This is a genomic window from Candidatus Marinarcus aquaticus, from assembly GCF_004116335.1.
In the GTDB taxonomy this organism is placed as follows: Bacteria; Campylobacterota; Campylobacteria; order Campylobacterales; family Arcobacteraceae; genus Marinarcus; species Marinarcus aquaticus.
Genome location: NZ_PDKN01000001.1, coordinates 340380 through 362489 on the forward strand (window position 1 = coordinate 340380; position 22110 = coordinate 362489).

General features: G+C 33.4%; 21 protein-coding genes and 1 pseudogene. 8 read left to right on the forward strand and 14 right to left on the reverse strand.

All coding sequences use genetic code 11. The features are described from left to right. The first annotated feature begins 52 nt into the window (after positions 1-52). Positions 53-721, forward strand: coding sequence for a leucyl/phenylalanyl-tRNA--protein transferase (aat, locus tag CRV04_RS01735; RefSeq protein ID WP_128994895.1), 669 nt, complete (start codon positions 53-55; stop codon positions 719-721). Between the two features lie 5 nt (positions 722-726). Here aat and CRV04_RS01740 read toward each other — a convergent pair whose 3' ends face one another. Next, complete coding sequence (locus CRV04_RS01740) at positions 727-1197, reverse strand: hypothetical protein (protein WP_128994896.1); 471 nt, start codon at positions 1195-1197, stop codon at positions 727-729. Positions 1198-1458: 261 nt separating this feature from the next. On the opposite strand from CRV04_RS01740, the gene CRV04_RS01745 reads away from it, so the two are divergent. Further along, positions 1459-2061, forward strand: a complete 603-nt coding sequence (locus tag CRV04_RS01745) for a hypothetical protein (protein WP_128994897.1) — start codon at positions 1459-1461, stop codon at positions 2059-2061. Between the two features lie 26 nt (positions 2062-2087). Here the strand turns inward: CRV04_RS01745 and CRV04_RS01750 are convergent, their stop codons facing one another. Then, positions 2088-2942, reverse strand: coding sequence for a universal stress protein (locus CRV04_RS01750; protein ID WP_164969094.1), 855 nt, complete (start codon positions 2940-2942; stop codon positions 2088-2090). Between the two features lie 157 nt (positions 2943-3099). Between CRV04_RS01750 and CRV04_RS01755 the strand changes: the two genes are divergently transcribed. Then, a complete protein-coding gene (locus CRV04_RS01755; protein WP_128994899.1) occupies positions 3100-3666 on the forward strand; it encodes a hypothetical protein in 567 nt (188 codons plus the stop codon). On the opposite strand, the gene CRV04_RS01760 is transcribed toward CRV04_RS01755, so the two are convergent. Then, on the reverse strand, positions 3667-4464 hold the full coding sequence (locus CRV04_RS01760) for a DUF4197 domain-containing protein (protein WP_128994900.1): 798 nt from the start codon (positions 4462-4464) through the stop codon (positions 3667-3669). A 336-nt stretch (positions 4465-4800) separates the two neighbouring features. On the opposite strand from CRV04_RS01760, the gene CRV04_RS01765 reads away from it, so the two are divergent. Both CRV04_RS01765 and CRV04_RS01770 read left to right on the forward strand, forming a co-directional pair. Then, positions 4801-5451: a hypothetical protein gene (locus CRV04_RS01765; RefSeq protein WP_128994901.1), complete on the forward strand. Its 651-nt coding sequence runs from the start codon at positions 4801-4803 to the stop codon at positions 5449-5451. Next, on the forward strand, positions 5439-5969 hold the full coding sequence (locus CRV04_RS01770) for a DedA family protein (RefSeq protein WP_128994902.1): 531 nt from the start codon (positions 5439-5441) through the stop codon (positions 5967-5969). The genes CRV04_RS01765 and CRV04_RS01770 overlap by 13 nt, the downstream gene beginning before the upstream one ends. Positions 5970-6255: 286 nt before the next feature. Here the strand turns inward: CRV04_RS01770 and CRV04_RS01775 are convergent. After that, positions 6256-8475: pseudogene (locus tag CRV04_RS01775) on the reverse strand (methyl-accepting chemotaxis protein); the annotation flags it as partial. 89 nt (positions 8476-8564) lie between these two features. On the opposite strand from CRV04_RS01775, the gene dbpA reads away from it, so the two are divergent. Both dbpA and CRV04_RS01785 read left to right on the forward strand, forming a co-directional pair. After that, complete coding sequence (gene dbpA / locus CRV04_RS01780; protein ID WP_128994904.1) at positions 8565-9929, forward strand: ATP-dependent RNA helicase DbpA; 1365 nt, start codon at positions 8565-8567, stop codon at positions 9927-9929. A gap of 62 nt (positions 9930-9991) precedes the next feature. Continuing rightward, positions 9992-10273 carry a peptidylprolyl isomerase gene (locus tag CRV04_RS01785; protein ID WP_128994905.1) on the forward strand — a complete coding sequence of 94 codons (282 nt, stop codon included), beginning with the start codon at positions 9992-9994 and terminating at the stop codon, positions 10271-10273. Positions 10274-10292: 19 nt separating this feature from the next. Here CRV04_RS01785 and CRV04_RS01790 read toward each other — a convergent pair whose 3' ends face one another. The 4 genes from CRV04_RS01790 to CRV04_RS01805 all read right to left on the reverse strand — a co-directional run bounded on the left by CRV04_RS01790 (position 10293) and on the right by CRV04_RS01805 (position 15664). Next, positions 10293-11885 (reverse strand): HD domain-containing protein, encoded by a 1593-nt coding sequence (locus CRV04_RS01790; protein ID WP_228126433.1) that lies wholly within the window; start codon positions 11883-11885, stop codon positions 10293-10295. Positions 11886-11968: 83 nt separating this feature from the next. Beyond that, positions 11969-13345, reverse strand: a complete 1377-nt coding sequence (locus tag CRV04_RS01795; RefSeq protein ID WP_128994907.1) for a PhoH family protein — start codon at positions 13343-13345, stop codon at positions 11969-11971. A gap of 40 nt (positions 13346-13385) precedes the next feature. Beyond that, entirely contained in the window at positions 13386-14582 is a 1197-nt protein-coding gene (locus CRV04_RS01800) for an EAL domain-containing protein (protein WP_128994908.1), read from the reverse strand. Continuing rightward, complete coding sequence (locus CRV04_RS01805; RefSeq protein WP_164969095.1) at positions 14582-15664, reverse strand: sensor domain-containing diguanylate cyclase; 1083 nt, start codon at positions 15662-15664, stop codon at positions 14582-14584. The genes CRV04_RS01800 and CRV04_RS01805 overlap by 1 nt, the downstream gene beginning before the upstream one ends. 165 nt (positions 15665-15829) lie before the next feature. Here CRV04_RS01805 and CRV04_RS01810 point away from each other — a divergent pair, with 165 nt between their 5' ends. After that, complete coding sequence (locus CRV04_RS01810; protein WP_128994910.1) at positions 15830-16162, forward strand: hypothetical protein; 333 nt, start codon at positions 15830-15832, stop codon at positions 16160-16162. Positions 16163-16164: 2 nt separating this feature from the next. On the opposite strand, the gene CRV04_RS01815 is transcribed toward CRV04_RS01810, so the two are convergent. The 6 genes from CRV04_RS01815 to CRV04_RS01840 all read right to left on the reverse strand — a co-directional run bounded on the left by CRV04_RS01815 (position 16165) and on the right by CRV04_RS01840 (position 22001). Beyond that, positions 16165-16458 carry a DUF3817 domain-containing protein gene (locus CRV04_RS01815; RefSeq protein WP_128994911.1) on the reverse strand — a complete coding sequence of 98 codons (294 nt, stop codon included), beginning with the start codon at positions 16456-16458 and terminating at the stop codon, positions 16165-16167. Between the two features lie 78 nt (positions 16459-16536). Then, positions 16537-17397, reverse strand: a complete 861-nt coding sequence (locus tag CRV04_RS01820; protein ID WP_128994912.1) for a GP88 family protein — start codon at positions 17395-17397, stop codon at positions 16537-16539. A gap of 93 nt (positions 17398-17490) precedes the next feature. After that, positions 17491-18522 (reverse strand): selenide, water dikinase SelD, encoded by a 1032-nt coding sequence (selD, locus tag CRV04_RS01825; RefSeq protein WP_128994913.1) that lies wholly within the window; start codon positions 18520-18522, stop codon positions 17491-17493. Between the two features lie 111 nt (positions 18523-18633). After that, positions 18634-19302, reverse strand: a complete 669-nt coding sequence (locus tag CRV04_RS01830) for a response regulator (protein ID WP_128994914.1) — start codon at positions 19300-19302, stop codon at positions 18634-18636. Beyond that, positions 19292-20893, reverse strand: coding sequence for a sensor histidine kinase (locus CRV04_RS01835; RefSeq protein ID WP_228126434.1), 1602 nt, complete (start codon positions 20891-20893; stop codon positions 19292-19294). The genes CRV04_RS01830 and CRV04_RS01835 overlap by 11 nt, the downstream gene beginning before the upstream one ends. Then, positions 20886-22001, reverse strand: coding sequence for an ABC transporter substrate-binding protein (locus CRV04_RS01840; protein ID WP_228126448.1), 1116 nt, complete (start codon positions 21999-22001; stop codon positions 20886-20888). The genes CRV04_RS01835 and CRV04_RS01840 overlap by 8 nt, the downstream gene beginning before the upstream one ends. Positions 22002-22110: the final 109 nt, after the last annotated feature.

A 22110-nucleotide genomic window follows, 5' to 3' on the forward strand; every position in this document is an offset into this window, starting at 1 on the left:
AGATATTATCCATATAACTCAACCTTTCAAAATATTTCGATACTATTTCACCATGGAACTACTTGACCCTGAACATAAAATATACTTACTCAATAACGATAATTTTGATTTCCCTACTTTAGAGATGATGAACGATGACTTGGTTGCTATTGGTGGTGATTTTCATCCTCAAAGAGTTATCAATGCCTATGAAAATGGAATCTTCCCTTGGTTTATAGATGACTACAACTACATTCATTGGTTCTGTCCTAAAAAACGTATGGTCTTATATCCTGAGCAAATGAAAGTTTCCAAGAGCTTACAAAGGGTTATCAACAATAAAGGCTACGTTGTAAAGTCTAATGAACGCTTTGAAGAGGTGATTCGTTCTTGTGCTAACATCAAAAGAAAACATGAAGCTGAAACGTGGATAAGTGAAGAGTTTATTATTGCCTACACACAACTCTTTGAATTAGGCTTTGCATTTTCCATTGAGTGTTATTTGGAAGATGAATTAGTTGGTGGATTATACGGATTGCTTATAGGCAATGTTTTTTGTGGTGAGAGCATGTTTGCCAAAGAGCGAGACGCTTCCAAAGTGGCTTTATACTATTTGTGTCAACAAGCCAAACAAAATGGCATCAAACTCATTGATTGCCAAGTCTATAATGAACATTTAGCTTCACTTGGAGCCAAAGAGATTCCAAGAGAAGACTATATTAAATTGTTAAAGCAGTTGTAGTTTTATTAAACTCTGTTTGCTTCCATTTGTAAAATCTCTTGACTGATTGAGTTCGCCAACTCATCAGTAACAATCTCATTCCATTTGTGCATTTGAGTAATGAGGTTTGATTTTACGACGTCTTTCATCCCTTGATTGAAGAACTCGTTGTCATTGATTTGATTGATGATGGGTTCCACTTGAATTTTCCCCGATTTTACGCTGTCCATGTTTTCATTAACAAAGTGTTGCACGGCATCCATTGAAGCTTGTTTTAAAAGCTCCATTTCATAAATACGTTTTAAATCAGGCATGTCTTTTATCTCTTTGAGCATTTGATAAATCGAAGCCAAGGCAGATTTTATATCGACTTGGGCATTGACATCCAGTTGGGTATCACTGATCATTTTCCCCAAACTGATTTGGTAGTACGTTTCATATTTCGCCAGGTTATTAACAATATTATGCCGCGAGAATTCTTCTTTGAGGATCTTCATGTTTTTTTCCTTTTGTCTTAAAAAAGTGTTACCTATATTTTATTACATAATGCAATAGTTTTATCTTATATGAAAGATTTTTTAGTACAATACCCAAAAATTTTTAGGAGAAGCGCGTTGATTTTTGAAATTAACATAGCAATACTTGCCCTTTTTACGGTAGGTTTTCTATATTTAGTAAAAAAAGAAAAAGATGTGAAAAAAGGTAAAATTCCTTTTAAAAAATAGCTATAATAGGGTAAAAGACTCAAAGGATTTATCATGAGAACTCTTTTATTAACGTTTTTACTGTTTTTTTTCACTGCCTGTACGGCACAATCATACAATTATCACAGTCAAACTCAAACCCTGCATTTTAAAACAGACACACAAAGCACTTATAACATCGCTTTAGAACACCCAAAACGAGTCTATACACATGATGTATGCACCAATTTTTCATACACTTTAGAGGATAACACAAAAAACTATGGAGCACTTTTCTTAGAGCACATCAGTTTAGACAATGACTGCAAGTACAACGGCCTTGCCATGGGTTTTTTTACTTATGAGTTTCAAAGCCATCTGAAGTTAAAAAGTTTTAAAAAAGTGGAGAGTCAAAGTTTTGCCAACTATGAGTTTACGACGTATGAAGTCAATGGTTCAAGTTATGTCAGTTTCATACATCAATATCAAGCATTAAGTGATACGTTTATCATAGATTATAAAGGGCAACTCTCTTTAGAACTCATTCAACAGTTTGATAAAAACTATGTTTCAAACTACATTAACAAAACACGTTTTAATCAAGCGTATAACCAAAGTCTGGTGCGATTGAATATTTTTAAGAATTTCTTTAATAAAGAGAGCGAAATGTTTCAATAAGTAAAGAGAAAAACTCTTTACTTATTTTAAGCGATGTGGAAGAAAACGTCACTTTCAAGTGTTTCCAGTAAATAAACAGAAACAGAGCCATTAAGTACCGATGAGACACCACCAATACCCTGTGAGCTTAAAATCACTAACTTGGCATTCTCTTTTTTAGAGATTTCAAGTAACACGTCATTGATATTATAAAATGATTCCAGCAGTTCATATGCCTCAATGTCTACCTCATTTCTAAACGTTTCAAAAACTTTTTGTGCTTGTTCTTTGACCTGTTTTCGTGCTGTCTCTTTATCGTGATTGGCATTGTAAAACGTGATTGCAAAATCGGTCAGTTGTTTATACGCATGCACCAATTTAATCTTTGCAAAATCAAAGAAAGCTTTTGAAAACTGCATTGTTTTTCTCGATGTATCGGTTAAGTCAGTAAAACCTAAAATCTGTTCATACGGTTTATCACAAAAGTTTTTTATAAACAGTATAGGACAAACACTTTTTTTAGCAACTTTATATGCCGTTGAACCCAATTGTTTATCTGTGAAATCATCTTTTGAGTTCGCCCCTAAAACAATCAAGCATGCGTTGATGTTTGATGCCATTTCAAGAATTGTTTCTGCGGTGTTGCCTTCTTTAATTTCAATTGAATATTCAAGTTCACTTGCATTTGCCTCCTCTAACATCGAAGCGAGTCTGTGATAAATTGATTGTGTTATATTCTCTTTTTGCATTTGTGGAAAAAAATTTTCAAACATGGACTGATTGACCACATGAAGCAGTGTCAATTTATATTTTTTGATTTTTGATAATTGAACAGCACGCTTAAGTACGTCAATACTGGTTTGTGAAGCATCTAAAGCTACGAGTATATTTTCATTATTCATAGAAAACTCCAATTTGTTTTTTTTGTTACATTTATAACACATTGATTATACCCAATAATTTTGAAAACGTTATAAAGCCAATTACTCTTAATCTTAAAGCAAAATAGATATAATGCACTTTATATTACTCTTAATGATATTACGTAGGATGAAGTGCATGAATTTTTTTAAAAAACTGCTTAAAAAACTGGCTAAAGCCTCTTTGCCTATTTTTAACTTTGATCAAAATGAACTCAAATTTCAAATAGACTCAAATGACATGTTCAGTTACCCTTTAGAGAATTTTGACTTTAAAACACGGCACGATCCATACGCTTTAGATGCCTATACGATTAAAAACAGAGACATCTTTATAGAACACATTCGTTTGGATACAGACTCAATTTGGAATGGCGAGCCTTACGGCACGTTTAAAAGCTTTTTCAGAAGTAAAATCCATGCACAATCCATGGATTTAATCAAAGAGTTCATTATTGATAACTACACTTTTGCAACGTATAAAATCGATGATGACTTTATTGTTCATCTTATTTATATCTATGATTTTAATAAAAACACGTTTATTGTAGATACCAAAGGGGAGCTCTTTTTTGCCTTGGTCAATGAGCTTGATCACAGTTATGTTTATCCGTATGAAAATGAGAAAAAAATAAATATTTTTTTTGATATCAGCATGTCCAAAGAGAATGCATTTCGTTCTTTCTTTGGACACTCAATGGGATAACTACTTCCCAAACACCTCTTTGAGTAATTCTGTGGTTCTTTTTTGAGGGTTGGTGCGAATGGCACTCTCTTCTTTTGCAATGTAGCTGAACAGTCCCTCTATTGTTTTAGCGGTAATGTATTCTTCTAAACTCTCTTGAGAATTTCCAGGCAAATATGAATCCACACCAAAGCTTTTTGCAAAACCTTGAATGCTTGAGTTTTTCACAAGCTCTTTTCCTTGAGTTTGATAGAAGTCATTAAACGCTTTATAGTATGTGGCAACTTGACTGCTTTTCATGCTCTCTTGGACAATTGGAGCAATCGCTTTGGTCAGACTGCTTTGAGTCTTACTTTGAAAGTAATCTGTGGTTGCAGTGTTTGAACCATTTAATATTGTGGTGGCATCTTCAATGCTCATATTGGTAATGGCCGTTTTAAAAATATCTACCGTTTTTGGTACAGATTTACTTGCTGCACTGTTCATTGAGTGTATGAGTTCATCCGCATATTGACCGCCACCCGCTTTTCGAATCGTATTTTCGAGTGTTTGCAAGGCAGAAGGAAGAGGAATTTTAACAGAGCTGTTTAAAAAACCCTTCTCTTTAGATAATTGTGCGGTTGCACTGTTTACTCCTTGATCAAGTGCAGCTTTAAGTGCTTTAGAGACCATTGAATCATCTTGCGTACTGTTTGAAGTTGTAGTGCTACTTTTTGAAGACCCCAGTGAGTCTATGACACCTTTTGCCATATCTTGCCAAGAAGCAAAAACTGCAGAGGCAAGAATCAATGTTGAAAGAAGAATTCTGTGTGCTTTCATGAGACACCTTTTTAATGAGTTAAGATAATAATACTATAAGTGATATAAAAAAATGAGCATAAAAAAAAGCAACGTACAAGGAGAAGAAGAGGGGGAGATTTGTACGTTGCTTCTTTTTTAAAATGTATGATATAATTCAAATAAATCATAAACAGAATATCTGTTTACTTCAGTAAGTTGTTACTTACATAATGAAAATATAACAAAACAGGACAAAAAAACTCCTAATTAAATTAACCTAATCGGATAATTTTAGTCCTATTTAAGTTTTAAGCAATATATTTTTAACAATATTTACGCTAAAATCCCTTAAATTCAATATTTTAGGAAAAATTTATGAAAGAAATTAACATAAAAGATTTGCAAATAAATTTTGAAATTTCTCAAATTTTAGATTTTATAAATGAAAAAAAAGAGTTTGAAATAGATATTTTTGGAACCGTTTCAGAAAAAAACAGTACATCAAAAAAGAGACCCTTAGTTTTTCAAGGACAAATTGAATCCAACTCAATGTTCGATCTGCCTCAAATCATTGCCAATGGTTTTGGACAAAATTATAAACCACAAGTCAATGCAAACAGTTGTACGTTGATCCCTGTTGGAGCATGGCAAACAATCATCGATTTGAATCAAAGCAGAATGAGTTATTTTGACCATCAAACCGATGGTGTTGAAGTGTTTGAAGACAAAGTATTAGAAAACATAGGTTGGCATGCCATTCCTTTTAATATTAATTATCGTCAAATCAGTGTCTTTTTAGAAGCGAGTTGTGAAGGTACGTTTGTATTTTATGATAACGGCATGCACTTTAATGGTTTTGTGATTTTAGATGATATTGATGATGCCAAAGAGAAGATGACAGCTTTTGTTGTTAATGAAATCAATAAAAAAATAGTCAATGGTGAAATTGATACAAATGATTTAGACGATGACCAAGAGGAGTCATTGGCATTTTTTAATATAAAAGGAGAGATGTGGAAGAGTTAATACGAGAGTGGGGATATATCATCCTTTTTTTATACTCATTTGGTGGTGGTTTTTTAGCCTTAGCAGTGGCAGGAGTATTGTCATATGCAGGTGATTTAAATATCTTCATCTCGATTTTAGTGGCTGGAAGTTCAAACTTTTTAGGAGATCAATTTCTCTTTTTATTGGCACGAAACAATAAATCCTATGCCAAAGATATGATGAAAAAGTATGGACGTAAAGTCGCTTTAGCACATTTGATGATGCGACGATATGGCTCATACGTAATTGTGGTTCAAAAGTATATTTATGGAATTAAAACACTCATCCCTCTAGCCATGGGATTAACAAAATATGATGCTAAAAAATTTATGCTGTTCAATATTTTAGCAACGATTCTTTGGTCCGTGGTAGTGGGATATGCCAGTTATTTTATGGGAAACATTATTTTATCTCATGCAGAAGAGTATAAGTATTATGGAGTAGGGGTTGTCTTTTTAATTATCTTAGCAGTCTCGATTTATCTCAAACGAATATAAAGAGAAATCTCTTTATATTCTAAAAACTTTCCCACTCATCTTCATGTTCAGTTTTAGGTTTTGAAGCCACGTTTACTGTCTTTTTTTTCAACTCTTCTTTGTACTCTTTTTTTACACTTGGCTCTTTGTACAGCGTCTCTGTTTTTTTATTTTCAGTTGCTTTGACTTGAGTTGGTTTTGGTGTTGGAGTGGATTGATGTAAAGCTTTAATTCTTTTTTCAACGTCTCTTTTTTCTTCCCCCTGATATTGCATGTTGATGGTCTGTTTTCGTAATACAATTTCATCTTTACCATCAAACTCTTTGGCATTGGCATGCTCAATGATCATCTCTGAAATTTCTAATGTTTTTCGTGCAATTGAGTCTGCTTCACTTGCATGTGTTGCATTCTCTTGGGTGATTTTATCCAAGGTATTCACGGCGTCATTGATTTGTACCATACCAGCAGACTGCTCTTTACTTGCATGCGTAACGTTATCGATTAGATCAATGGTGTTTGTGATATTTTCATTGAGGTCTTTATACCCTTCAATCATTGACGTTGCAATTTTTTTACCTTCGGTGGTTTTAAGTTGCGCATTTTCAACAAGCTCTTTAATCTCTTTGGCTGCTTCCGCACTTCGTGAAGCGAGGTTACGTACTTCTTGCGCAACCACAGCAAAGCCTTTACCTGCTTCTCCAGCAGTGGCAGCTTCAACGGCGGCGTTAAGTGATAGGATATTGGTTTGGAAAGCAATTTGGTCAATGACGGTAATAGCCTCATTAATCGCCGTGGTCTGTTCATTGATATCTTCCATTGCACGTGCGGTGTTATTGGCCAACTCTTCACCCATTGAAACAGAGTGTTTAACTTGCTCTCCGTATTGTGCCATTTGAATGGTGGTTTGTGTATTGCTTTGAATATTGGAAGTAATCTCTTCTAAACTTGCCGCTGTCTCTTCTAAACGTGCAGCTTGGTCATTGGCAGCATTGGCAATTTTATCCATATTATTGGTCAAGGTCTGTGCATTTTGTCCTAAGACCATACCACTTCGTTTGTTTTCAACCAATGTTTCTGTGATGACTTCGCCTAAAATATTGACATCATTTTCAAGCTCTTTGATTACCCCTTCTAAATCATTGGCTTCAATTTTTGGTCTGAAATCAAGTTTAGAGTAGAGGTTCAGAACTTTCATGATTTTAGACATGTTTTCATTGAGTGTGTGTAACATTTCGTTGATGATGTTTTTAAGTTCACTCAATGATGGATTGTTTGAATCTCCATGAATTCTTGTATCTAAATGCCCCTTGTTGATCTTATTGGCTACTTCAATGGTGTTTTTAATCAACTCTTTGTCCATACGAATATACTCTTTGGTTCGATTGATGTTTTCATTAATCATGCGCGACATCATTCCCAATTCATCTTGTGAATCAATGGTTTCAAGATGTATGTCCTCTTTTTCATAATTGATAAAAGCAAAGAAATCCGTCAATCCACGTTTTACAACATCCACATCTAACAAAATAGTAAAGGCAATGGTTCGAGCTAATACCAAGGTGATGCCAATACCCAAAGCACTTAAACTCCCAAATAAAATCAAGTCAAAATTGGCCACACTCTCTTGTTTTGTTATGGTGGATTTCAGTGTATCGGCTAAGAAATTCTCTACCTCTTTTAATAAATTGATTTTTTGTGTGATTTGTCCAAACCAATAAGCTGACTCAATGCCAAAACCTTCCTTTTTGCCTTGATATAATGCAATATCTCGCATACGATTCACTTCATTGACTGAATCACCCTGTACGGTTTTTTCATAAAAGGCTTTAGAGGCATCGGGAGCCACTTTTAAAAAGGCATCCATATAGGCATTTTGTTGTGCAATCAGACTTAAAAACTTCTCTTTCATACCTGGACCAAAATTGTCTCTTGCAAAGGTGTTTGTACCCACAGCTCGTTCAATTCCTGCACGCTCTTTAGAGAGTAAAAAGTTCATATAAGCCAAAATATCTTGTGATACTTGTGCACTGTTAGAGAGTTTGGAAATGGTACTGATAAGATCAAGCAAATGTGCATTGGTTTTGGTATAATAACCAATGGCATTGGCCGTTTGAATATCTAAATTCGTAACACTGGAACGAATATTTTCCAGTTTTGACAGTTCGCTCAATGCATTATTGAGGTTGGTGACAAGTTCAGATGAATACTCATTAACATCAAATTGAGTTAAAAATAATTTTAATTCTGAAAGACGTTGATTGGTGTTTTCTCTTTGATTTGGCAGTTCGGTTGTAAACTTTGTGCCTTTACTTCCAAGGAACCCCGCAGTCATTCCTCGCTCTTTTTGCGTCTCATGCACCAGTGCACCAATTTTTGTAGACAACACAACCACATGTTCAAGTTGATGGAGTCTTTGGGCATCCTGGTAAGAGTTGTAGGTCAATTTTCCTGCAAGCAGGATCATAATAATTAAGGGTATGGACATAATCAAAATCAGTTTTTGTTTTATGGACAGTTTAGATAACATGGTTTTCTCCTTTGAATCACTCATTTTATGATTTTAAAGATATAATATGAGTATATAATAACAAAAATAACAAAAAAGGTACATTTATCTTGACATTTAATCAGCTAAATTTAGAAAAAGAATTAATAAGTAACTTGAACTCATTGGCTCTTACACATTTAACCCCTATTCAAGAACGTTCTTTGCCAAAAGCATTGCAGGGTGAAGATATTGTGGCAAAAGCCAAAACAGGTTCAGGGAAAACCATTGCATTTTCACTGCCCATTATACATACGTTAAATGTTAAAGAGTTTCGCATTCAATCACTTGTATTAGCACCCACACGAGAGTTGGCGAATCAAATTGCCAATGAGATACGAAAATGTTCTCGACACATTCACAATGTTAAAGTATTGACTTTGTGTGGGGGCGTACCTTTTAAACCACAAGTGGCATCTTTGTATCATGGTGCTCATATTGTTGTAGGAACACCTGGAAGAATTTTAAAACATATTCAAGAAAAAAATCTTGATTTGAATCATATTAAACAATTTGTTTTAGATGAAGCCGATAAAATGTTGGACATGGGTTTTTATGAAGATATTGAAAAAGTGATTGAAGCGCTTCCAATAAAACGACAAACGATGCTCTTTTCTGCAACGTATGAAGAGAACATTCAAGCTTTAGCAAATGAAGTGATGCACAACCCTTCATTTATTGAAGTGGAAGAAGAGGAAAAACCTTTTATTCAACAATACTTTTATGAAGTGAACGAACATCAAAAAACAGCGTTTATTCCTGCACTCATACAAAACCATGAAGCCCAAAGTACGTTGATATTTTGTAACACCAAAGTACAATGTGATGAAGTGGCCGATGAGTTGTACAATATGGGCTTAGATGTCTTAACACTGCACTCGGATTTGGAGCAAAAAGAGAGAGATGAGACCATCACTCTTTTTGCTCATAAATCCTATCCGATCTTAATTGCAACGGATGTCGCTTCACGAGGCTTGCATATTGATGACATTGATTTGGTGATTAATTACGATTTAGCACGAGATGAAAAGGTGCACACCCATCGCATTGGAAGAACAGCACGAGCTGGAAAGGGTGGACTCTCCATCTCTTTATTTTGTGAAAATGAAGTCTCATATGCACAAGAGTTAAGTGAATTTTTTGATCATACTGTAAAAGAGAGTATTGAGAACATCTCCAATGAGAAAGATTTTATCATTGATGCGCCTTTTAGAACACTTTTTATTAATGGTGGAAAAAAACAAAAACTCAGAAAAGGGGATATTTTAGGTGCGTTAACGGCCGGAGTTGGTTTGAAAAAAGAGCAAATCGGTCAAATAGACTCTTTTGATTTTTGCTCTTATGTAGCGGTAAAAAAAGAGGTGATAAAAGAGGCACTTGAAGGTTTATCCAATAACAAAATTAAAGGGAAATATTTCAGAGTGTTTGAGAAGTAGTGTAAAGCTAATGTAACTGCACTTATGTTACAATCACGCACAAAAATTAAAAAGGAACCAACATGGCAACAGCAACAGCACGACACCTACTTGTAGACTCCGAAGAGTTATGTAATGAATTAAAACAACGCATTCAAAATGGAGAAGATTTTGCCGCAATCGCACAAGAGTATTCTCAATGCCCTTCAGGACAAGCAGGTGGAGATTTAGGGAAGTTTTCACAAGGTCAAATGGTACCTGAGTTTGACAAAGTGGTTTTTAATGAAGCTTTAAATGAAGTTCATGGACCAGTAAGAACAAATTTTGGTTACCACCTATTAGAAATCACTTCTAGAGAGGATTAAAAGAGGGCGAAAGCCCCTTTTAACTGAATATCTCAAAGAGGATGGATTTTAGCTCCTCTTTCATTTCCTCATTGAGATTATTGTTACTGTAAATATAAAAAGGCACGGTATTTAACATCGATTGTTTTAACCGTTTTCTCACCGTTGAGATCTCATCAATTAAAATCAAACTTTTTCCATCATACAAAGAAAACTCTTTTTCAATTCCCAAACTAAAAGAGACCACTTGATAGGCAAAAAAGGTGTCTTGATTTTGTGATTCATACTTTTTCGTAAATTCATCGAGCCTTTTTTGAAGCCGTTTTAAATTGTGTTCTGAGATGTATCCAAAACTCTCTCTGAATTTATAGCGTTCAATGGTTGTAAATCCTAAGGTGTTGTAAAATTCATTGAGGTTTTTCCATGTCGCTTTAAAAAAACGTTTTCCAAACAAAACCTCTTCAAAACAGACCAAATATTTCTTCTCTTCATTATTGAGGTGTTTTTTATTTTTAATACTGAAGTACTCTTTTTTAAACAAAGAGATTAACCAGTTTTCATCCAATAAACTCACCACATCAAGTTTCTTATCTTTGTTTTTCTCTTCTAAAAATTTCCAAAGCATACTAATAGAGTCGGTTACATTTCTGCTTTTTTTATGGTTAGAGAAGTATTTTTGAGAAAGATAAAGCACCACATTTTCTAAAAGTGCATCGGTTTTGGCAATACCGTAGTTAAAGATGACTTTTTTATAAAGATTAAATCGCATTTCAAGCATGTGTTCAATGTCAATAAGTCCCATGTCTAAAAAGCTTAAGTGGTATCCTGCTTCATCTTTTACAAGTACGGTTTGTTTGGTGATACGTATATGATCATTGGCTCCACCAATGTAACCAGAAGCGAGCATATCTCGGTTGATATAATCCAATCTGTCTGCATCTACTGTAGAACTGATGATTTGGTGCAGTACTTTAAAGTCAAATCCCTCATAAACTTGTTCTTCCAAAATCATGATACACACGCGGTGAATCAGCTTTAAATACTCTTTTTGTTTGGCTTTTATGATTTGAGGCAACTCTGTTTCAAACAGAATATCAATAAGCTCTTTACCGATGGCTTCATGAAGTACCAACATACTGTTTTGTGTGGTTTTCTCATAAATGTGTTTAAACTCCATTTGCACATCTGAGAGTTTTAAATCACTCGTACTCTCTAAAGTGTTGTAGACTTTTTTAAGAGCATACTCAACTTGGTGTGAAAAAGGCAGATGCCCTACATCATGCAACAGTCCAGCCAAACGAAGTGCTTGAAGTACGATATTATAGACTTCTCGTTGACTTTTCGATTTTGTAGGAATGGTGAATTGATATAACTCTTTGTTGTCAAAGTATGAGATACCTCCATCCAAAGGGATGTTGAGATTATCCTCTTTGATGATGTTTTTTATCACTTTTTTTAACTCTTTCAAAAAAGAGTTTTTGGCCACATTTGAAGCATTTAAAAGGGCATTTTCAAGCATGTATGAGCTTAAATGCATCGTTCCAAGTGAGTGAATAAAACGCTTTGTAGTAATAGAAGGATAAGAGAAATAGGCCAATGCATTTTGGGTAATGAATTGAAGCCTATTTAACACTTTGGTTTGTAAAATTTTATCTTCTAGTTTGGTATACTCGATATGATTATAAATCGTATCATTGACTAATCTGTTTTGGATGGTTATTTTTTCCTTTTCTCAAAAATTCGTTCTGTAAACTCAGCAAATTTACCTCGAACAGCTTTGTCCAATTCGATGGCAAACATGTTCAGTTCGGGATGTTTGTTGTTGGTTTGTTTTAACAGTGAGGTTAACCCATTGTTGTATTTGTTTAAATACATGTTGTCAATTTGTCGGTTGGACCCAATGACAATCGCTTTACACGACTCATCTAAACGAGAAAGGATAAGTTGGGTGGTTTTTTCACTGCTGTTTTGCCACTCATCCATGATGACAATCGCTGAACTGAGTGTTCGTCCTCTGGCTTCCCCTGGCCAAAGTGTTTCAATACAGTATTTGTCTGTCAGTTCTGCAATTTTTGATTGGATGGACTCTTTGTTCTCTCTGTTTTCACTCTTTTTAAGATGTTTCTTTGCAATAAACTCCAAAGTGTCTTGCAGTGCCATGTTGTAAATACGAAACTTCTCATCATTACCCGATAAGAAACCTATTTCTGCACCTTGGTCGAGTGATTCAATCGAATTTCGTACATAAACAATCTTGTCATAAAACCCTTTATCAATCAATCTCATGCCTGAAACAATTGAGAGTAGGGTTTTACCTGAACCCGCTTTGGCATCAATGACCAACAGTTCATAACTGTTTGATAATAGTGCTTTCATAAAGAGTTTTTGTTTTAAGTTAACAGGTTTAACAATAAGTGCTTTAAAGTCATCCTCTTTTAGAATATCCAAACGTTCATTAGCAATGATTCCATACGTGGAGTTTCCATCATTGCTTTGAAAAGAGTACGAGAAGTTTTCAAATTCATAATCGCCATCGATTTGTTTGATGTCTTTTCCATCTAAAGCGTTAAACTCACTTGAATCCAATTCAAAAGGTTTAATAAACTGAAATTTAGGCACGGTCGATTTATCATCGTGCAGGGTTTCAGCTTTAATCCCTTTAAATTGTGCAAATGTACGTGCATAAATGTCAATGGATAAAAAGACAATTTGAATACCCTTGTAATAAAGCTGTGCAATACTGGCAACTTCAATGATACGTTTGTCATTGCTTTCACTTAAGTGTGCTTGTTCAATTTCAGATTCATATTTGTCTTTAGAGATAATATGAACACTCAACTCATCGTTATAGAGTTTAACGACTTTGAATGACTCTTTATGGTCAACTTCTTTAATTTTCATTTTAGCAAGGAGTCTTGCAAACTCTCTGGAGTGGTACCCAATCTCGTTGGTTAATTTCTTCTTGTCTTCAAGTTCAATTAATACGGTTTCAGGAATGACGATGGTGTTTGATTTATTGTCAGAGACTCGGTAGAGGTTTTGTAGATTTTGTAAAATGATATTCGTATCTACGACATAAACTTTTTCTTTCATGGAAAAATTATAGCATGAATTTATTACATTTGTGTTACGCTCAGACTAAAATGTCTAAACATAAAATATAATCTTTGTCATCATGGCAAAAACACTTTGCAAAAGTACGGCACATATTCCCTGTGGCATGTGAGATATACTTTTGACTGATAAAGGTCTGGTCCTTGGATGTTTTGGTAATATAATAGTACTCTTTTAAATAGTGACTGTCCCCGTGTTGTGCAGGTTGAAAGAATTTTTTTGTTTCTCCTGAGATGATGGTCTCTCCAATTTGCCGAGCAGAATGATAATCAATGAGATACATCGCTTCGAGTTTGAGCTCTTGATTTAAAAATTCTTGAATTTTATTGCATGAAAAATCTTCAAGATTCATCGTCTTAATTTTCTCAATGACATAGTTGGAGTAGTTATTGGTGTGGTATAACAATGCCTCTTTTTTCTCTTTGTGCTCTTTGATCATTTTGAGATTCAATACAGAAATATCAGAAATTCTTTGAGCGATGTTGTCGTATTCCTTCTCTATTTTATCTTGCGGCGTAGAGAAATAAAACCCTTGATATATAGAGATGTCTGTTTTGAGGCATTTTAATATCTCATCATCTTGTTCAACGCCTTCGGCTAAAACAATGGCACCTATTTTATTACACATTTTACTGATGGCTTTGAGCACTTCAGAGTGAATAAAGTTGTAATGAATGTTGTGTATGATAGAACGATCCACTTTTACAATATCGGGTTTAACCAATGAGAGTCTATCAAACGTAGAACCTCCCATACCAAAGTCATCTAAGGCAATATTAAAACCTCTGTTTTTATAAAAGGTGGTGAAGTTTTTAAGTTTTTTAGAGTTTTCAATTTTATCTTCTCGAATCTCTAAGACAATATTGCTGGGTGGTATTTTCTCAATTTTGCATATATTGTAAAAGTCAAAGTCATCAAAGTTGAGTTCCTCATCTATAAGTGAAGACTCGAAGTTTAAAAACAGAAGTACATCAGGGTTTTGTTCATAATAAGGTACAAATTTTTTGATGGCCAATGTGCGTACATATTTATCAAACTCAAATGTAAGATGGTGTGTTTTGACCTCTTCAAACAAATGCACCGGAGAAATCACCAAATCTTGCTTAAAGCCTCTTGTTAATGCTTCGTATCCTATGATTTTTTTATTCACTGTAGAGATAATGGGTTGAAAATAGATTTTAATGTCGTATTTGTTTAATATATGTTCTAATTTCATCAATCTATTTCCACCCTGTTTCTTCCATTTTTCTTTGCTTTATACAGTGCATTGTCTGCTTTTTTTATAAATTCATCAATCGTGTATGAACGGTTGTATTCAACTAAACCCATACTTACTGTGATGTTGCCTACGGTCTCAAATTCAAAAAACTCGACTTGTTTTCGAAGTTTATTGGCAATACGTTTGCTTTGTGTGAGTGTGGTTTGAGAAAGCAGAAGCACAAACTCTTCTCCACCCCATCTGGCAAAAGTATCACTGCTGCGAATGTTTTGTGAAATCACACTGGATAACTCCACTAAAACAGAATCCCCAACATCATGACCATAGGTATCATTGATGCGTTTAAAGTGGTCAACATCAATAAAGAGTAAACAAAAGTTCTCTTTATAACGTTCAAATTTTTTACACTCATACTCCAAAATATCATCAAATTTACTTCGATTATAAATATTGGTTAAATAGTCCATTTGCGCTTGTTTTTTGAGTGACTCTTTTTGGTTTTTAAGTTTTTGTAAAATCTCTTTTTCATGGCTGATGTCACTGAAAATAGCAATGTATGAACTGATTTTGTCTTCTTCAAATACGGCCGTTATAGATACTCTTTGATGATATATTTGACCATCTTTTTTGCGGTTCACAATTTCACCGTTGAAGTAGCCTTCGCTTTGTATTTTATTCCATAACTTCTCATAGAATTTTTGTGGATGGTGTCCCGATTTAAGTATATTTACTTTTTGGCCCAATACTTCCTCTTTTTTATATAAAGTAATGGTTTCAAAATACTTATTGACATATTCAATGGTGCCATCTTTACTTGTAAGCATGATACCTTTGGGAATATTTTCTAAAAGGGTTTGTTGTACGCTTTTGGTATGTTTATCAATATTTTTTGAAAACAGTGCAAAAAAATTGACAAAAAACATATACGTGATGATAAACAATACAACAATTAAAAATGCTCCTTCAGCACTGACCATATTATTTGTAACAAGGGCAACTAAGAAAAGTGCGTATATAAACAATAATACAAACAAAAACATCTGCTTAAGTTTGTAAAAGTTGTTTATAAAACTGAACATTTCCCCCATCCTTCATTTTATGTTAATATTATTTTATCATGTATGCTGTCACATATACAAGTTAAACTGTATAGAAAATAGACACTCTAAACAAATGACTAAAAAAATTATTTTTATACTTCAAAGAGTTAAAAAGCTTGTGATATAATATCTAAAAGGATTGGCATGAAAAAACTTGGAATACTCTTTTTTTTAACAATGAGTTTGCTCTTTGCAAGCAGCAATGAAGTCAAACGAGGGCAGACCTATTACCAATATATTTTAAAACCGATGTTGGGATATAATGGGGCAGTTTTTGCTAAAAAACATACTAAAAAAGAGTGGCAAGAGCTCTTTTTAAATGAAGCCGCAGGATTTAAAAAAGAGTTTCAAGGGGTATCTGATACGTTGGATGCGTTTATGAATCAAAAAAAGTTTTATGACATTCGTAATGACCTAAAGGCCTTTGTCATATATTATGCCAAAGACGCTTCAGTCACTCCTTCTTGTCAAGAATAGTTTTATGCTCGTTGATACGCTTTTAACTTTTTATCCATAAAAAATGTTCCAAATGGAAGCAGTGAAGCAATAAAAAGTTGTCCGCTAAAGTTCATATTCCAATCGTGTTTTCTCATTGACTCAAATAGAAAAATCATAAAGAGTATAAAAAGTATTCCATGTCCCATTCCAACGACTTTAACCGCCTGTGGGAAATCTGCAAAATATTTAAGTGGCATTGCAATAAAAAGAAGGATAATAAAGGAAACTCCCTCTAAAAAAGAGATCAATCTGAATCGATTCAGTGTTTCTAACATGTGTTACTCCTTACGTGGACATCTTTGAATATCCAAAGAAAATTTTATATAAATAGTATAAAAAGAAGCTTAACACATCTACACTTGGGAAAAATATTTATCAAGTTCTTCTTGGTTTTGAATGATAAATCCACTGTTAGTAATGTCCGTTTTTTTAGCTGCTTCATGTGCTAAGACAAGACCTTTGTTGTTCTCTCTGTGGTAAATGTCAGAGGCTCGACAATTGTTTAAATCGGCATCAATGATTTTATACCCTCGAAATGTTGAGTAGTTCAGAAGTTTCTCTTTAATCTCTTTTTTGAAAATCACAGCTACATCAATGTTTTTTTCAAGAAGATTTTGTAGAAATGCCCAATCATCAATCAACTTACCTTTGTGCATTCCTGCTCGAGAATAGGTTAAGTGGTAGTTTGAAGGCAGATTTTTTCTGCTTTTGATGATGTCATATTTGGTGTAATCAAAGAATTGCACTTGTTTAAAAAAGCTCATGATGTTTTCATATTTTCCTTCTTTAAACTCAAATGCCTCTTTTTCCCATAAAATATCGGACGTACCATTGAGTTGAATGGCAAGAGAAAGACCCTCTTTGTGTGCTTTTTTTTCAAGTGAACGAATCTCTTTAATCAGTCGTATAAAAAAATCATCTCTTTGCAGTAGAAATTTAAAGGTTCGTTTGAGTCGAGCTTGTTTGATGCGATTTTTTGCAAAATCACTGTTTTTTAAAATACCTTGATGATAGATACATGAGGTCGCACATCCATTGGTGGCTTTTTTACATAAATTAATTTTACTTAAATTAATTGCTTTGTCATCGTACTCAATACCGTAATATGCAGCATTCATAATGTTTTTTTGTGGTGCTAAGTACAAAGTACCAATCATGTGTGTGGAGTTTTTATTAACCGTTAATAGTGAAGTAGTATTATAGTTGTATGTCACAAATATGCCCTCATGAAAAAATGAGGCATAATTGTAGCAGGACAAAGTAAAAAAAAGATAAAAAAATGCAGTAAAAATCTTTTAATTTTCAAATCAATAGACAATGAGAGCTGAGATGCCTCTGGGAATAACTTCTCCAATAATTCTGGCATAGCCAAAAGTCAGCTCTTCAATCTCTTTGATATACTCTTTGGCATCCTCTTTATTCATGGCAATCAGAAGTCCCCCCGATATTTGTGTATCACAGTATATCAGTTTACATTTACTTGTATTGCACATAATGGTTAAGTGTTCATCAATATAATCCATATTTTGCATGGTTTCTATTGGAATGACATCTTGGTCAGCAAGCTCTTGTGCTAAAGGTGCAACAGGCACTTCTCCGCAATGAATATTATATGAAGTAAATGGGGTAGTTGACGCCAATGCATGTCCCAATAAACCTTGATATGAGACAGTGGTACAGGCACTGACATCATATTTTTTCATAATTTGTGATGGCAAGTAGTTTAATGACTCCATAATGTGTGTTGCCTCTTTGATGGTATTACTGTCAAGTAAGTCTTTTTTAATAGCTGAAGTAAGAATCCCCATACCTAAAGGTTTTGTTAAAACCAATACATGTCCTATTTTTGCAGTATTATTCTTGTAAATATTTTTAGGATGAAGTGTCCCTAAAACTGAGAGTCCATACATCAGTGAAGAGGAGTTGATACTGCCATAAGCCATAGAGACACCACCACATTCTTTGATTTTTTCATCGCCACCTTTTAGAATTTCATTGTGTAAAGCTTTGTCATTTATGGAGGCATTATACCCCAAAGTACTCATTGCTGTTTTTACTGTTGCACCCATAGAAAACAGAGATGATAAAGAGTGTGCAGCAGCAATTTTGCCATAGCTATAAGGATTATCAACCATGGGTGCTAATAACTCTTGAGTTTGCACCAATGCTTCATTTTCATTGAGTTGATAAACTGAAGCATCTTCGAGTGTTTCAGGACCAATAAGTAGATTTTTATTTTGTGCACATGAGTGACAAACGTGTTCTAAGTTTACAGCATCATATTTTGTCATATGTTCTTGAGTCGGTAAGAGTTTTGTTAAGGGATAGTCTCTGTTCATCCGGGATCACTTTATTTAATTAAGTCATAAATTTTACACTGTTTTTTTTAAAATGAGATAAATAAAGTCAAAATTTATTTACCTTTTTAAAAACATTTCATTAATGTGATATTAGCTCTGTTCCTCATCTAAAGCTTGTGTGTTAAAATGGTATGTCTTATGAGCAGTTTTAACTAAGATATTCTTTTCTGCAAGCTCTTTAAAGAGTTTAATTAAAGTAGGTTTAGAGATAGATATCTCATTCATAATATCACCATAAGAAGCCACCAAAGTATTATCATAATTTAAATTGGAAATGATATATCGTATTACTTCAACTTGTTTAGAGTCAGTGACTGCTGAAATTGTTTTGATGACATTATTATTCTTCTCTATCTCTTTTTTTTGAATAAGAGGCAGTAAAATATCATGTAAAGTATTTAAAAGCTCTTTGATATTAATCGGTTTTACAATATAGTTTTCTACTTTGAGTTTTATTGCATCAAGTAAATATTGTGTATCGGTGTGTGCTGTGGTTAAAATAGTAGGGATATGATGACCTTGCTCTTTGAGTGTTCGTAAGAAATCAATGCCATTTTCATTTTCAAGTAAAATATCTGAAACGATGACATCAATTTTTTCATTTTCTAAAACTTTCAAAGCTTCTTCAGAAGTATGTACGGCAAATACTTTATGCAAAAAGTCTTCTAAGATATCTGTTGTATGAGTCAGTAAGTTGTCATTATCCTCTAAATAAAGAATATTAAATTGATTCAATATGTTCAAATCTCTATTTTTCATTTGTAGTTTCCTTTTGTGCAATCGGTATTTCTATGATAAACAGTGTGCAGTCTTCAAATACTTTGTCTATTTTGTAGTAGACATTTTTACACTTAATCGAACCTCTCATGTGTTTTTCGATGATCTGTTTAGACATATACAAGCCTATTCCTGTTCCATTACTTTTATACTTTGTGGTATAGTATGGCTCAAATATTTTTGGCAGTACTTCAGGCAAAATACCACCACCATTATCATAAATGCTTATTTTAGCTTTTTCATTGATACGTTTGACAATCACCTTGATTTGTCGATTGTTCTCTTTTGTGGCACTGAGTGCATCTTTTGAATTAGATATTATATTTAAAAATACATGAGAAAGTTCATTATAATAACCCAATATACTAATTTCCTCTTTTAGAGTGAGTGAAAAGGTAATTTTCTCTTGTTCCAGTACATATTTAGAGAGATCAAAGGAGTCGTTGATACACTCTTTAAGACTGAATATTTCTTTGCTTTTATTGGGTTTAAAGAAGTTTTGGAAATCTTCTAAAGTATCCGACATATTGTTGGCTAAATGCATCGCATCTTGTGCTTTTTTTTCTATGTATTCTTCATCCAGTTTGCCCATTTGAGCTTTGAGTTGAAAGCTTTGAATGATGACTAAAATTGCGCCAAGAGGTTGCCTCCATTGGTGGGCAATATTTGCAATCATTTCTCCTAAGCTTGCTAATCGGGCTTGTTGAAACATAATTAAATCTTTTTTACGATTACTGTCTACTTCATATTTGACTCTTTTTTCAAGGTTTTCATTGAGTTTTTGCAGTTCTTTTGTTTTTTCATCTACTGTATCTTCTAAACCAATGTGCAATTTTTTAAAGTTATTAATCAATAAAATAGAGAGAATAATGGATGAACAGAATACAAAAATAATGGAGAAATTTAAAATCATTGTTAAAACGTTAAAGACTTTTTGTGTGTCTCTTTTTTCATTAATTGCTAAGTTCAAGTCATAATTGATTAGGTTCGTAATATAAATATTTATTGAGTTTATTTGAGAATAGATACGGTCAATTAACTCCACAGAGAGTTTGCCATTACTGTTGTTAAGCTCTTCAATGGTTTGCAAATCTTTATTGAGTTGCTGGATTTTATTATCCACATTTCGAATGATATTTATTTTCAAAATATTATTATCTGTTGAGAGTTTTTTGAACGAAAAAATCTTTTTAATATAATACGTTATAAATGTGGGTTCAAACTCTTTATTATTGGAAGTTTGGATGTATTCATTCCAATTTTTTTCAATGAGTTGTTCTCCTAAAATGATGACATCTTTCGCTTGTGTAGCGTTAAGATTATGTTGTTGCAACTCATACAAGGTATCATAAATATTTATCTTATACGCATCTTTTATGATTTCAAGTTTCGTTAAAGGTTTTGTACGTTTTTCAAAAAGAATATCAAAGTCATTTTTAAGGGCATAAATAGAGATTTGAGATAGGATAATAATACTGATCATACCTCCTGTAATGACTAAAATCAAAAAGGATGTTTTAAATGAAAATGAGAGTGTATCAAAAAGAGAAAAAAGTTGTCTTATTTTATTCATGTTCAATCTCTTTAAAGCGGTTATTTTTATATTCAAACAAGTATGTTTTATGAAGCAGTTGAGAGTTTTTAAACTCTGCATGAATTCCATCGAGATAGTTCTTTGGCAATTTTTGAATGGTTTGTAAGAATTTTTTTCGGGTGATGTATCCATTGATATTTTTAAGCGTCATCACAACGGTTTTGGCAGCAATAAATGATTCCAAAGAGATAAATCCAAGTGGAATATCAGGATTATATTCATGCATTCGTTGTATATACTCTTTTATAATAGGAATATTGGTATTGGTATAACTGGGTACAACTTCAGAAAAAATAAGGTTATTGGTTTTATAATTGAGTTCTTTGACCATTGCATTGGCATCACTAAAAGAGAGATTACAAAAGAGGGTGTTTTTAAAATTAGGATGCTGTTCAGCTTTTTTTATAAACATGGCATTGGCTTTATACGCTCCCACCATAATAACTGCTTCGGGTTTTGTTTGTTGGATTTCATGAAACGCATGACCTATGGAGAGGGTATTTCTCTTATATGTTCCTTCCGCAATGAGCTCTAAATTGTACTGTTTTAAAGCATGAATCAGTGAAACATATCCCTCTTCTCCATAATCATCATTTTGATAAAATACAGCAAATTTATTTAAACCTTTTTTGCGGTGCAAATAATCAATGAGTTGTTCTATTTCTTCTTTATAAGAGCTTCTGATATTGATGATGTTTTCATAATACTCTTTACGTAAAAACTCTCCACCAGTAAAAGGTGCAATAAAAGGGATGGGATTATTCTCAATCATTGGTAATATATTTTTAACTGTGGGTGTTCCAACAAAACCAAAAAGTGCAAATAAATTTTTCTTTTTCAACAGCTGAGAGATGTTTTCAGATGTTAAAGTTGGTTCATATTTATCATCAAGTGTGAGAAGCTCAATTTGTTTGTCTTTAAGAAGTTGATGTTCATTTGCATATTTAAAGTAGGCATTTGCACCCGCCTCAACAGATTCACCCCACTTATACATTATTCCAGATTTAGGCAGAGAAGAGCCTAATAGTATTGTTTTTGTGTTGAATATTTGCTCTTTTAAATTGAAGTATATGATTGTCAAAAGCATAACGACGATGAATAGAATACGAAACAAAAGAAGTTCTCCAATTTAAAGTGATACAAAACTGCACACATCATTTAATATATTGAAAAATAAGTAAAATATATTTTACCAT

What these genes read in the sequence shown, in the direction of transcription:
- CRV04_RS01805 (WP_164969095.1), bottom strand. Translation starts at nt 15,664, where the DNA reads ATGTTCAGTTTTATAAACAACTTTTACAAACTTAAGCAGATGTTTTTG.
- CRV04_RS01800 (WP_128994908.1), bottom strand. Translation starts at nt 14,582, where the DNA reads ATGAAATTAGAACATATATTAAACAAATACGACATTAAAATCTATTTT.
- CRV04_RS01840 (WP_228126448.1), bottom strand. Translation starts at nt 22,001, where the DNA reads ATGCTTTTGACAATCATATACTTCAATTTAAAAGAGCAAATATTCAAC.
- aat (WP_128994895.1), top strand. Translation starts at nt 53, where the DNA reads ATGGAACTACTTGACCCTGAACATAAAATATACTTACTCAATAACGAT.
- CRV04_RS01795 (WP_128994907.1), bottom strand. Translation starts at nt 13,345, where the DNA reads ATGAAAGAAAAAGTTTATGTCGTAGATACGAATATCATTTTACAAAAT.
- CRV04_RS01835 (WP_228126434.1), bottom strand. Translation starts at nt 20,893, where the DNA reads ATGAATAAAATAAGACAACTTTTTTCTCTTTTTGATACACTCTCATTT.
- CRV04_RS01755 (WP_128994899.1), top strand. Translation starts at nt 3,100, where the DNA reads ATGAATTTTTTTAAAAAACTGCTTAAAAAACTGGCTAAAGCCTCTTTG.
- selD (WP_128994913.1), bottom strand. Translation starts at nt 18,522, where the DNA reads ATGAACAGAGACTATCCCTTAACAAAACTCTTACCGACTCAAGAACAT.
- CRV04_RS01830 (WP_128994914.1), bottom strand. Translation starts at nt 19,302, where the DNA reads ATGAAAAATAGAGATTTGAACATATTGAATCAATTTAATATTCTTTAT.
- CRV04_RS01815 (WP_128994911.1), bottom strand. Translation starts at nt 16,458, where the DNA reads ATGTTAGAAACACTGAATCGATTCAGATTGATCTCTTTTTTAGAGGGA.
- CRV04_RS01745 (WP_128994897.1), top strand. Translation starts at nt 1,459, where the DNA reads ATGAGAACTCTTTTATTAACGTTTTTACTGTTTTTTTTCACTGCCTGT.
- CRV04_RS01765 (WP_128994901.1), top strand. Translation starts at nt 4,801, where the DNA reads ATGAAAGAAATTAACATAAAAGATTTGCAAATAAATTTTGAAATTTCT.
- CRV04_RS01750 (WP_164969094.1), bottom strand. Translation starts at nt 2,942, where the DNA reads ATGAATAATGAAAATATACTCGTAGCTTTAGATGCTTCACAAACCAGT.
- CRV04_RS01760 (WP_128994900.1), bottom strand. Translation starts at nt 4,464, where the DNA reads ATGAAAGCACACAGAATTCTTCTTTCAACATTGATTCTTGCCTCTGCA.
- CRV04_RS01740 (WP_128994896.1), bottom strand. Translation starts at nt 1,197, where the DNA reads ATGAAGATCCTCAAAGAAGAATTCTCGCGGCATAATATTGTTAATAAC.
- CRV04_RS01810 (WP_128994910.1), top strand. Translation starts at nt 15,830, where the DNA reads ATGAAAAAACTTGGAATACTCTTTTTTTTAACAATGAGTTTGCTCTTT.
- CRV04_RS01785 (WP_128994905.1), top strand. Translation starts at nt 9,992, where the DNA reads ATGGCAACAGCAACAGCACGACACCTACTTGTAGACTCCGAAGAGTTA.